Origin of the sequence: Paenibacillus sp. FSL R5-0914 (genome assembly GCF_038004525.1) — a bacterium.
In the GTDB taxonomy this organism is placed as follows: Bacteria; Bacillota; Bacilli; order Paenibacillales; family Paenibacillaceae; genus Paenibacillus_AQ.
In genome coordinates, this window is the sequence record NZ_JBBORH010000001.1 from 201,012 (window position 1) to 213,919 (window position 12,908).

Here is a 12,908-nt window from a genome sequence, read left to right on the forward strand (position 1 = left end):
GATTCTCTCTGAAATATAATAAAAGCTCACGATTTCAATAAGAGGGTGGCGAACGAATTGAATACCTACGGTGAGGTTGTTCGAAATATACGGACCAATAAGGGATTAAGTCAAAAAGAAGTGTATTTAGATATTATCTCGAAATCATATGCCATTGAATTTGAAAAAGGAAACCATGAGATCACATTAAGGCTGTTAGAACAAATTTTAAATCGACTTATGATGGGGATTGATGAGTTTTTCTACATTTATAGAGGTTATAAACTATCTAAACACGATACATTTACCAACAAATATTCCAAAGCTGGAAACAATAACGATCTCGAAGCATTAATTGAGATTTATCAAGAGCTACATCAGAGAGAGGATCTGACCTCAAAAATTCATCTGGCAGAAGTCAGGTCTCGTATAAGATTATTGAAGCACTTTAACTTGACGGGTCAGTTTGAGAAGAATGTCATTTTGACAGAAGATATCGAGACGATCACTAACTATCTCAACAATCTCCAATCCTGGACCCTCCAAGAAATGCAGCTGTTCACAAATACTTTAAATTACATAGATTACGATCAAAGAGATATACTCTTTCAAACGCTTATTAAGTCTATGAAAAAATATGAAGCTCACGAACGCGGACGAGATGTCATATGTGTAATGCTAACCAATATGATTTACGAATTAATTATGATCAATCAAATAAGCTATGCAGAGATCTTACTAGAGAACTTAAATAATATTAGCAGTCCTCAATATCAAACGCTGTTCTTTAAGATTGTATATAAGTATTATAACGGTCTAATTAAAATTAAAAGGAACAGTAAAGAAGAAGGAACGAAGCTTGCTCAATCAGCAATCGATGTATTATATGAATTTGGCGAGCCCTATCAAGCAAAAACATTAGAGTCTATATTGTCACAGATCTTACAATAGAGTTTCTAGAGGGTGGTGATGATTTCTGTTGCATAAGGGAATCTTGACTTTTTTATCATGATTATTTTCTTATCCTGAGACCAGACCTGCTGACCTCCAGAAAAGAAGCAAAGAATAAGGATAAAGCAGATAAGTTTCCTATATTTTTCACTAACCTACTTTTATTATAATGGGGCTATCTGATGTAAGGAGGATTTCCATGATGACAGCAAAAAATTTCGTATGTTCCTCAGCAGAACCCATTGTACAGACCAAAGCTGGAAAAATGAGAGGCTTTCAGGTCAACGGCACTTATACCTTTCACGGGATAAAGTACGCAGATGCCAAGCGCTTCCAGATGCCCACAGAGGTAGCGCCTTGGGAGGGAATTAAGGATGCACTCGCTTACGGTTATGTATCTCCCATGTTAACCCAGGATCACCCCGTCATGGAAGTGCTGGTTCCTCACCGTTACTGGCCTATGGATGAGAATTGTCAGTATCTGAACATCTGGACCCAGAGCCTTGAACCGCAGGCCAAAAAACCTGTTATGGTATGGCTACACGGGGGCGGTTTCGCAGCTGGCTCTTCTATTGAACAGGTAGCTTATGAAGGAGACAAGCTTAGTGAGTTCGGCGATGTGGTCGTAGTAACCTTAAATCACCGATTGAATATTCTGGGATACATGAACCTGTCTGCTTTTGGAGATAAATACGTCAATTCCGCTAATGCCGGAAATGCCGATATGGTAGCAGCTTTAAAATGGATCCAGGAAAACATTACAGCTTTCAGTGGCGATCCGGACAATGTGACCATCTTCGGACAGTCTGGTGGCGGTATGAAGGTATGGACACTAATGAATACTCCGGCAGCAGACGGCCTGTTCCATAAGGGCGTTATCCAGAGCGGATTAATTGATGGGTTTTTGGACACCCGCAAGACCGATAGTACCGCCATCGTAAAGGCACTGTTGACAGAGCTTAATTTTGGCGAGGTAGAAGTAGAAAAATTGGAAGCGGTTCCTTATCCTCAGTTAGCTGCAGCATATAATAAAGTTGCACCAGCACTCGCAATGCAAGGGGAATACATTGGCGGTAATCCTATGCCTAATGAATTCTATGTAGGCGATCCTAGAGAGGTGGGCTTTACCGAGCATGCGAAGACCATTCCGGTATTGATTGGTAGCGTATTTGGTGAGTTCGCTTTTGGTCCCGGTGTTCCTAACAAGCAGGACGCGACTGAGGAAGCCACCATGGAGATGCTGTCTCAAAAGTATGGCAGTCTTACGGAGAAGCTTGTCACACAATTTAGGGAAGCGTATCCGGATAAACACTTGACCGACCTGCTATTCTTAGATACCTTCTTCCGTATTCCAACCAAGGACTTTATTGAGAAGAAGTCCGTACACGAGGAAGCTCCTACCTACTCCTACTTATTTGCTTATGAATTTCCTTTTGAGGGCGGCAAGATAGCATGGCATTGCGCTGAGATCCCTTTCGTATTCCATAATACGAAACGTGTTCCCGTGTGCCTCATTCCGGGAGTTTCCGATCGGATGGAGGAGCGCATCTGTGGGGCATGGGTAAGCTTTGCACGCTATGGCAATCCTAACATCCCTTCCCTTCCCCAGTGGCCGGCATGTAAACCGGGAGATGAGGCTACCATGATTTTTGACCGCAACTGTGCAGTAAAGCATAATTTTGATCATGCATTGATGGATACTTTATTGAAAACGAACCCGAAGCTGCCTTTCCTGCCAAACAATGAGGCCGAAGAAGAAGGATTTATTTTGCATTAAGCAATCACCCCTCGAAAAACTCTTTGATTCGGGTCAAAAAAACTCCCTTCTGTCTGCTAAATGTCGCAGATAAAAGGGAGTTTTTCTAATCCATTATTATTGGTTAACCTTTAGACATATTTAATTTTAAATTTGAGAACTGCTGTGGGATATAGAATTTATTATACATTAACGGATAATCTGGCTCTGTTTTGTCGTAAAGGGTTTCTAGTAGCAAAAAGCACTCGTTCTGCCCCATTAATTTATCTTTCCGATCTGCTAAGTTAACGGTATGCGTATATTTTATTTCAATATTCCCATGGTTAGCGTCTACATAAGCCTGATTCTCTAGAAAATCCAGCATTCTCTCTTTACTATCAAGATCCAAAGATAACCTCTCTACTGTTTGCATAGACATAAAAGTAAAAGCGTAAGCATGTAGCTCTCCTCCTACTCTATACAAACGTTCCAAAGCTACAACTGTAGCTGATTCTCTTCTTAAAACTTGTTTGGTATGTTCCGTTTGCGGGTCCAGCCGATAATGTAGATCTACTTGGTCAAATGCGCTTATATGACATTTATGCATGGGGTTGCTCAGTTTCTCTAATTGAGTATCCTCTTGGTTAAAAGAAGATTCAAGTACAAAGTTCCCCTTACCACGAACATTTCTTACTAATCCATCATCTTGCAAAAGAACTAAAGCTTGCCGTAAAGTAGCGCGACTAACCCCTAGTTTTTTGGCTAAATCTGGTTCTGAAGGAAGCTGGCTACCTACGAGGTATTCTCCTTTGTTAATCTGAAGAAGAAGCTCATCATATACATTGATATAAAGCGGCCGTTTCAATTTATCTAGTTTATGCGTGTTCATTCATCTGATGTCCTTTTCTCCCCATTATGACACATCATTTTTCAAGCGACAAGGAATGTCATTCTCTGCTTCAATCGCAACGTAAAAACCTCCAAAAAGAAACTTTGGAGGTTTTTATGCGATATCAATTATTTAAGAAATGGCAGGAAAGACTCACCGTTGTCTGGCATATCAACATCAAAGTTATCTGCTATAGTCGCACCGATATCAGCAAAGGTATCATGCTCAGGTAATGCCCCACTGTCCTTTAATTGCTTGGAATAGACTAGGACAGGAATAAACTCACGAGTATGGTCTGTACCAGGGAAGGTTGGGTCATTTCCATGGTCAGCCGTAATGATTAACAAATCATCTTCTCGGATGGAATCGAATACCTCATCTAATCGTTTATCGAATTCCTCTAATGCTCTTCCATAGCCTTCCGGATCACGACGATGACCGTATAAAGCATCGAAATCAACTAAATTCAAAAAGCTCATTCCAATGAAATCTTTCTTAATTACATCAAGCAGTTTATCCATACCATCCATATTGTCTTTTGTACGAATGGATTCTGTAACGCCTTCACCATCGAAAATATCATTGATTTTACCAATGGCGATGACATCATAACCTCCGTCTTGCAAGCTATTCATAACCGTTTTATGAAATGGTTTCAAGGCATAGTCATGACGATTGGAGGTTCTCGTAAATTTCCCGGGTTGGCCTACATAAGGTCTGGCAATAATACGACCAATTAAATAGGCAGGGTCTTTGGTGATTTCCCGAACCTTTTCACAAATATCATATAACTCTTCTAATGGGATGATTTCTTCATGAGCTGCAATTTGCAGAACTGGGTCAGCAGAGGTATAAACGATCAGATCCCCTGTTTTCATTTGATGCTCGCCATATTCATCAAGAATAGCCGTTCCACTTGCAGGTTTATTCGCTACTACTTTTCGGCCAGTTATGTCCTCGATCTGTTTAATTAATTCGTCGGGGAATCCATTTGGATACACATTAAAAGGTTGATCAATATTTAAACCCATGATCTCCCAATGACCTGTCATTGTATCTTTCCCGACTGATTTTTCCTGTAATTTAGTATAATAAGCAAGTGGTTTCTCAGCTTTTGGAACACCCAAAATTTTTTCAATATTAGATAGACCCAATTTGGCTAGGTTGGGCAGATTTAATCCATTCATATGTTCTGCAATGTGTAATAGGGTATGGGAGCCAACATCGTTAAATTGATCCGCGTCTTTTCCTTCTCCAATGCCTACTGAATCCATGACGATCAAATGTACACGTTTAAATTTCTTCATTCTACTCTCATCCCTTATCTAGTAATTAAAAATAATATAACCGGAACGACTTTACATAATAGGCTTCCAATATCTCATGCTGTATAAACTTTATATCGTTTACATTAGTTTCACATAGAAGGAAAGCATTTACGCTAACTCTAATGCGATCTCCATCATTTTAGTAAATGCAGTTTGGCGTTCCTCCGAAGTGGTCTGTGCTCCTGTAATAAGATGATCACTCACTGTTAGAATGCACAGCGCATTTACACGTGCTTGGATAGCGTTCCAATAGAGGGCTACAGATTCCATTTCAACGCCCAAAATCCCTACATCCTGCCACTTTTTATTAGCTGCCCGATCCGCATTATAAAATATTTCACTGGATAAAATATTACCAATATGAACCTTTTGTCCTTGATCATCTGCTATTTTTTTAGCTTTCTCCAAAAGCTCAAAAGAAGCCGTTAGTGGATATTGTCCAGGTAAATTATATTGATGACCATAATTGGAATCCGTTGCAGCTCCCATACCGAAAATTACATCGTATAGCTCAATGTTTTCTTGCATTGCACCACAGGTACCAATTCTGATTAAATTCTTAACTCCAAATACATTGATTAATTCCCAAGAATAAATCCCCATGCTCGCTGGACCCATTCCCGTACCCATAACAGAGATTTTCTTCCCTTTGTAAGTACCGGTATATCCTAACATTCCTCTTACCTCGTTAAAGCACTGGTAATCTTCTAAAAAAGTTTCCGCAATGAACTTAGCTCTTAAAGGATCACCAGGCAACAGAATCGATTCAGCGATCTCTACCCCGTTCGGTTTAATATGAGGTGTCTCTTTGGTAATAGTCATCAATTTGATTGGCTCCTTTAGTAGAAAATGCACTTATTTGTCTTGTCTATTTTTTAGACAAGTACAATTTATCATAACTTTTCCGGGGTTGCAAGCCCTTTCAACAAACCGTATTCATGAAAGATTTGTGAAAAACGGTGTCTCCAGCACAACCCTTTACTTGAGAAATAAAAAAACTCCCCTTTATTTGCTGGATAACGCAAATAAAAGAGAGTTTTTTTCAAATCTATAGTTGCACCGATCCTATTCCCACTCGATTGTTGCTGGTGGTTTCGAAGTGATGTCATACACTACGCGGTTTACATTCTCAACTTCGTTGACGATACGTACCGAGATTTTCTCAAGAATATCCCATGGGATACGCGCCCAGTCAGCCGTCATGCCGTCGATGGAAGTTACTGCGCGCACACCTACTGTGTAGGAATAAGTACGAGCATCCCCCATAACACCAACACTCTTCATGTTAGGCAGGGCAGTGAAGTATTGCCAAATTTCACGGTCTAATCCCGCTTTAGCAATTTCCTCTTGCAGAATGTAGTCAGAGTCGCGAACGATAGTAAGCTTGTCCTCTGTTACTTCACCTAAGACACGGATAGCAAGACCTGGACCAGGGAAAGGTTGACGCCAAACGATAGCACGTGGCATTCCCAGCTCTTCACCCAGTTTACGAACCTCATCCTTAAACAAGGTATTTAGTGGCTCGATCAAGCTGAATTTCATGTCTTCCGGCAAACCGCCCACATTGTGGTGAGATTTAATCGTTTGTGCCGTAGCTGTTCCGCTCTCAACGATATCCGTATACAGTGTACCTTGTGCAAGGAATGCGAAATCTCCGAGCTTAGCCGACTCTTCGTCGAAGCAGTAGATAAACTCGTTACCGATGATTTTACGTTTTTGTTCAGGATCTTCAACACCTGCAAGCTTGCTCATGAAGCGCTCGCGTGCATCGATTTTCACGACATGAATATCGAATTTACCTACGAAGGTCTCCATAACACTTTCAGCTTCACCTTTACGCAAAAGACCGTGATCAATAAACATACAAGTTAATTGGTCACCGATTGCACGGTGAATAAGCATTGCAACTACGGAAGAATCTACGCCACCGCTAAGTGCGCAGAGTACTTTTTTGTCTCCAACTTGGTTACGAATATCTTGAATAGCTTCATCAATAAACGATTCCATCGTCCATTTGCCGTCGCAACCGCAAATTTGATACAAGAAGTTCGAGATCATCTCATTACCATGTACAGAGTGACGTACTTCTGGGTGGAATTGAACCGCGAACAATTTACGCTCATCATTGCTCATTGCCGCGATTGGAGCACTTTCAGTTCCTGCCTCCAGCTTGAATCCTGTTGGAAGTTCAACTACATGGTCACCGTGGCTCATCCATACCGTCTGACGGCTCTCTAGCCCAGCAACGAGTGCAGTACCTTCTTCAAAATCAATATCGGCTTTACCGTATTCACGTTTAGCGGAGCGTTCCACTTTACCGTCAAGTTGGTGAGCCATTAGCTGCATACCATAGCAAATACCGAAGATCGGTACTCCTAAATCATAGATCGCTGGATCTACATGTGGAGCATCTTCAGCATATACACTGCTAGGGCCACCAGAGAAGACAATCCCTTTAGGTGCAAGTGCTTTGATCTTGTCTACTGGCGTATTGTACGGCAAAAGTTCGCTGTATACTCCCAAGTCCCGAATTCTGCGCGCGATAAGTTGGTTGTATTGTCCCCCAAAATCGAGAACGACGATAATTTCATTTGGCTTATTCATTACGAGCCTCCCTTGATTATTGGATTCATTATACTCATGGTTAATTCTCATCGTCAAGGAAAGGAGAACACACTTCTCATAATAGGAGAGAGTTAAACTTCATGAAGAACATTCCTTTCCATGGAAGGAATTGTATAGCAGCATCAGCTGTTCTGACCGATTAAGTTAACCGGAAGGTGATGATCAGGCATTCACGTATAAACGCGGACGCATTATGAGTAGTAAGCTCGCTGATCTCTGCAGGTGATGCTGGCGCCGCAGACATTGCAGGGATTGCAGATATCATCGACCTTGCTGAAATTCTAGACGTTGCAGATATTGTAGGCATTTCGTTCGCGCGATCGACCGCGACGAAGGCTGAAGGCGCGGGCGCGTACGCCAGGGTCTCCCACTGGCGTACGAACTGCCGGACGGCTTCGCTTAGTCCGGCATCGTAGATCTGCAGGGAGTCCACATACTCCCTGCCAGTGACACCGGGCGGCGGCGGTCCATACCGCTCCGCCAGCCCGTGCCAAGCTAGAGAGGCAGCGCGCAGCTGCCTCTCGCGGCTCATGCTGCTGGCACTGCGCGCGGCCAGCAGCAGAGCCAGGCTACGCCGCCAGCGCCAAGCGGCGGCGGGAAGCATCGCCGCGGCAGCGAGCGGCGCAGCGGAGGTCCCGCCCGCCAGCGGCAGGGCGGGCAGGCCCGCGCTTCGCGCAGCTTGCGGCGCGAGCGAGGCTGCCGCAGGCAGCGCCGGCGCAGCGAAGCCGGCGGCAAGGGCGGGGCCAGGCGTTGGGTCGAATGGGACCCAACCGGCGCCGGCGAAATAGACCTCCACCCAAGCATGGGCATCGCCCTGGGTGACTAAATACTTCGCCGGCATAGTATCGTCCTGCAAGGTCCCAGGCCCAAAGCCTTGGACATAACGAGCAGGAATTCCTGCACTGCGCAGCAGTACGGTCATAGCTGTTGCAAAATGAACACAGTAGCCTTGTTTTGTCTCAAATAAAAAGTGATCCACAAAATCAGATCCGGATGGTGGAACCGTTGTGTTCAACGTATAGGAATATCCATGTTGTAAGTAATCCTTAATGGCAGTTACGGAGTCATAGCGGTTACCTGAAGAAGCTGTAAGCATCTCCGCCAGATCTCTCACTCGTACGGGTAACAAATCTGGCAATTGCAAATACTTGCCCATAATTTCCTGGGGATCGTTACTGCTTAAACCACGAAGCAGTACTGGATCGCTCTCAGGAAGTAAGGACTCCACTGAATATTCTGTGATCCGTGCAGAGCCTATTGAATCAGGCAGACGAAAACTCTCTCTGTCTATGTTAGACAGCACATATCCCAATTTACTTCCGCCCAAGAGTTCAACCGACTCAACATCAGTTATTATTCCCGCATTGAATAAAGGAATTCCCCCTGAAGAAGGGGTGGCAAATTGTATCCGCTGCTGAAGTGTTCGTTTCCTAGTTTCACCGCTTAGCATCAATGAAGGATTCTTTGGAATACCGGACAGATTAAGCGGCATAAACTCTTCGCCCCCCCTGATCCATCGGCGGCCATCATAGTAAGCAATGCTCTCACCTCGCCAGTAAGTACGCTCGCTAGTTATAGCTGTAAAGACTGGTTCAGTATTGCGGGATAACGGGGCACCGAGTTCACCGTCATTCGAACTATACCCTGTTGTACCAGAAGCAGTAGACGCCTTATCTTCTGGCAAATGGCCTGAAGCCCAAGTCTGCAGCTTCTGAAATGTCGATTGCAGCGTAAGCTCGCTGGTTGGTCTTGCCCCGAGCAGCTGCCCACCGAACCATGCTGTTGCCATCACGACAATGGCTGTCGCCAAAGTCAGCCCTCCCCAACGCGCATAAGGCAGTGTAGTAACTCCCTCACGTTCTTGAAGACGCAGGAGACCACTCATCGCGTGCATCCAAAAAATAAGACCCATGGATATCACAATATCCATTGTGGTATTGACGTCAAAGCCCATATCCAAGATCAGCAAGTAAATGATTGTAACTGCTGTGAATAGCACTGTACTCCCTCGGAAGAGTGCAAGCTGCTGTACTGAGGATACTAGTAGCCCCCAGCCTACAATCAATATCAAAAGCCTGCTGATCTCGCTTAACTGAGAAACATGTCCAGAAAGAAGCAGAATAAGATCATTCGGAATTTCGTCCGCATAAATCCCTAACCACCCTATGCCTTCGCCCCCACTGCATAAGTAAAGCCATGCTGAAACAGTAATAAGAAATTGAATACTTAGCAGTAGCCACCCCGGAATCTGAAATATCCCCCATAACAGCAACACTGCCGCCAATACCATTAGAACTTGTAGCATCTTGGAGGTATCTTCTAATAAAGCAGACCTATATAAAGGGAGTAACCATTCAATAAATAGCCCCATAATGGCCAAAGAGAACAGCAAACGATAGTACAGAGGCACTTTTCTCTGCTTACCGGCATGTCTGTTCTCTATTTGCCCCAAGTTGAACTGAAAGCCATTCATAGCCAGTTCTGTATCACCCGATTTTCCCTTACCGTAGTGTTGGTTTTCCGGATGATTCATGGAACTCTACCTCCCTGAATCTGAATGCTGGCAATGCATCATCCAGACAAAACATTCGTGCTCCAAGACGAGCCAAACTATCTCCGACAGTTCCCCTTCCAGGCTGGCGAGCCTCCCCTGGCTTCGGTGCTGATTGGTCCCAAGCATAATAAAGCTCCACCTTCACACCTTGCATCAAGAACTTGGCAATCACCTTGGCAGATTCCTCTTCTAGTCGTCCCGTGATAATGGCTACTGTCATCCCCGGAATCCAGCCTCGGGAAGCATCATCAAGCAGCAGCGACAGGTTTCTAGTGCCATCCAGAGAAATTTCAGTCAGAATATCCAGCACTCTCCCTGGGATTTTACCCAGACCTTCATGTCTAGCCATACCTTCTGGCCAACCGCCGCTAAACAACTGAACATAAGCACCTGAACGCTCAGCGGAGAGCATCAGCCCCATCGCTGTCGACACCGCTTTCTCAAATGCTGGAGGCGAATCGTCTCGGCTCCCACGAGGTTTAAGCGCATCTGTAGGAACCTCGTAGCTGAGCGGGTCATTAGCCAATACGATACAGGTCATTCTTGCCTTTTCCCGTTCTGGAACTTTGCTCTGCAGCGCTCCCGTTCTTGCACTATTCTTCCAATGAATTCGGCTAAGTGGATCTCCTGGCTCATAATCCCTGGATTCCAAAGCCTCATCACTGATGCTTCTTCCCCGTCTAGAATACAAGGTGTCACCCGTCATAAATCCGCTATCTGGTACAGTTCCACCAAAGTATAAAGGCGCTGGCAGCACCTTAAAACTCTGTCCTCCATCCGGTTCAGATCTTCCCGTGAACCAACCCGGAAAATCTCCCCAAGTCACTCTACAGCCCAGCAGATGATGATTGCCGCGAGATAAATTTTCAATCGTGTATGTGTATGAAAAAGAACGTTTGAATCCAGGAAATAGCAGCTTCTGATGATGGCTATCACCCCAATAATCGGCAATGGTCATCCAAGGGAGAGGCAACCGAGAAGAGAAGCTCAGCTGTACCTTCACATGAAGTGTATTTCCAGCCATCGGTCTCGCAGGAGTAATTGTACGAACTAGCTTAATCGTCCGTGGACCAGAGAGCTGAAGCATAAGTCCACCGAGCATAATAACTCCAACAACGATCAGGAGAAACAGCAAAGACGGACCTCCTCGCCAAACATATAAAGCACCTATAATTCCAGCCACAGTCAGCATCCTTAACCATTCCATCAGAGCACTTCGGCTACGCGGATAAGAGAAGCTTTTGACACTTCCGGCATCTTTCTTCAATTGATCAATTAGTGATGAAGAGGACAATGGGACACCCATCCTTTGGTCATAGACTTGTTCCCAGCTCAGGAACTTATTACTATCTATTCTTCCCATGAAAAAGGGTGCCCAGACATTTGTTTTTTCTTTTTACTAGACAGCCTCAGCTCTTCTTTCAGAATGTTTTTACTCGGCGTTCTACTTCAGTAACGCTTATATTAAGCGGAGGATGACCTGTTGTCTCCAGCAGTTCTCGTAGCGATACCCAGATCGATCCACCAATCATTTCTACCCTCGCATCGATTGTCTTTTGACCGTTATCAGGATGGTTTAGAATCAATTGTTTGTTCATTACATCGGCAATGATCGCTTTCCCGTTCCAATCTATTTCTCCACTTCGGCTATTCACATCCCAGCTAACTCGACCTCCAAGCCGTTCAATTACAGCACGAAGCGGAACCATATACTGTCCATTTCGCACGGAATATTCCCCGGGATTCAGCTTCGTCTCCAGCTTTCCTACCTCCAGAATCAATGGCTTTCCAGGCGCAAAGAGCTCCGCATTCGGTGTGATATTTGAGGCGACCCAAGCTTCTGAAGGCTTTTTCCGCCCCAAATTAGTGGCTTTTGCAGAGACTCTAAATTGTACAGGTTCTACCGTTTCATCCAATAGGCCAAAGTCATATCCAGCCGCCTTATAGCGTGCAATAATGTCCGGCAGCGCTTTGACGCTCTCTTGATGACCGCCACCATCATGTAGCAGCAAAATAACCTGGGAAGACTTCATATCCATTGTGGATTCCTTCAAAATTTCTGAGGCTGGCACGCCTTTCCGTTTAGAATCGCCGCTATCCACCGTCCAATCCATCACCTTATAACCTGCTTGCTTCAATAAATTGAAATAGGTATTATCAAAATGATCATAGGTTCCACCTGGGGCGCGGATAAGCTGTGGCCGAACCCCTGTAATCCCCTGAACAATCTCTTCAGTCTGTTTAATTTGATTCCAAAATTCCGTGAATCCACTATATAAATCATGGTAATTATGATTATAGGTATGATTGCCAATGGCATGGCCCTGTTCCCATATGGAGTCGATAAGCTCAGGATGGCTTTTCGCTTGATTACCAAGAACAAAAAAGGTTGCCTTCACACCTTCCTGATGTAAAATTTCAAGTACATTGAAGGTGTTATCGCTAGGTCCGTCGTCAAATGTAATATAGACTGTTTTTTTAGATTTTTTGGCTGCTGTGATTGCAGGACTCGTTGTCGAAACCTTGGATATTTTCTCTACCCCATTAGCTTGAGGGAGTTGAGTCACAGTAAGGGCCGCACTTGAAGAGGAGTGAACTTCCGGAGATGCAGGAGCGAGTGGTTCTACTGCAGATGGCAAATCTTGCATCGTCGCTGCGGTAAGCTTATTCTTAACAGATACAGACTCCGCGCTAGCGGGCTGCAAGGATCGGAGCTCCCATGAATTCAAGTTTTTCCCTATACTCCATCCGAGCATTACGATGAATATTACAACCATAACGAGCAATCCGCTTATCAACTTTCGGCGGCTGTGTGCGCTTTTATTACCCTTCATCTTCTCTACCTCC

9 protein-coding genes are annotated in these 12,908 nt (G+C 44.4%); 2 read left to right on the forward strand and 7 right to left on the reverse strand.

Annotated elements, in window-relative coordinates; translation table 11 throughout:
* Positions 1–57 precede the first annotated feature (57 nt).
* Together MKX60_RS00785 and MKX60_RS00790 are read left to right on the forward strand one after the other, a co-directional pair.
* Complete coding sequence (locus MKX60_RS00785) at positions 58–930, forward strand: helix-turn-helix domain-containing protein (protein ID WP_042184710.1); 873 nt, start codon at positions 58–60, stop codon at positions 928–930.
* Positions 931–1,129: 199 nt separating this feature from the next.
* Entirely contained in the window at positions 1,130–2,707 is a 1,578-nt protein-coding gene (locus tag MKX60_RS00790) for a carboxylesterase/lipase family protein (protein ID WP_341058864.1), read from the forward strand.
* Positions 2,708–2,810: 103 nt separating this feature from the next.
* Here MKX60_RS00790 and MKX60_RS00795 read toward each other — a convergent pair whose 3' ends face one another.
* The 7 genes from MKX60_RS00795 to MKX60_RS00825 all read right to left on the reverse strand — a co-directional run bounded on the left by MKX60_RS00795 (position 2,811) and on the right by MKX60_RS00825 (position 12,895).
* On the reverse strand, positions 2,811–3,554 hold the full coding sequence (locus tag MKX60_RS00795; RefSeq protein ID WP_339268616.1) for a GntR family transcriptional regulator: 744 nt from the start codon (positions 3,552–3,554) through the stop codon (positions 2,811–2,813).
* Between the two features lie 128 nt (positions 3,555–3,682).
* Positions 3,683–4,861, reverse strand: coding sequence for a phosphopentomutase (gene deoB / locus MKX60_RS00800; protein WP_341058865.1), 1,179 nt, complete (start codon positions 4,859–4,861; stop codon positions 3,683–3,685).
* Positions 4,862–4,990: 129 nt separating this feature from the next.
* Positions 4,991–5,704 carry a purine-nucleoside phosphorylase gene (deoD, locus tag MKX60_RS00805; RefSeq protein WP_341058867.1) on the reverse strand — a complete coding sequence of 238 codons (714 nt, stop codon included), beginning with the start codon at positions 5,702–5,704 and terminating at the stop codon, positions 4,991–4,993.
* Positions 5,705–5,947: 243 nt separating this feature from the next.
* The gene (gene guaA / locus MKX60_RS00810; RefSeq protein ID WP_042184695.1) at positions 5,948–7,486 is read right to left on the reverse strand and encodes a glutamine-hydrolyzing GMP synthase; all 1,539 of its coding nucleotides are present in this window, start codon (positions 7,484–7,486) and stop codon (positions 5,948–5,950) included.
* Between the two features lie 160 nt (positions 7,487–7,646).
* The gene (locus MKX60_RS00815) at positions 7,647–10,040 is read right to left on the reverse strand and encodes a DUF4129 domain-containing transglutaminase family protein (protein ID WP_341058869.1); all 2,394 of its coding nucleotides are present in this window, start codon (positions 10,038–10,040) and stop codon (positions 7,647–7,649) included.
* Positions 10,009–11,424, reverse strand: a complete 1,416-nt coding sequence (locus tag MKX60_RS00820; protein WP_341058870.1) for a DUF58 domain-containing protein — start codon at positions 11,422–11,424, stop codon at positions 10,009–10,011. The genes MKX60_RS00815 and MKX60_RS00820 overlap by 32 nt, the downstream gene beginning before the upstream one ends.
* 58 nt (positions 11,425–11,482) lie before the next feature.
* Complete coding sequence (locus MKX60_RS00825; protein WP_341058871.1) at positions 11,483–12,895, reverse strand: polysaccharide deacetylase; 1,413 nt, start codon at positions 12,893–12,895, stop codon at positions 11,483–11,485.
* Positions 12,896–12,908: the final 13 nt, after the last annotated feature.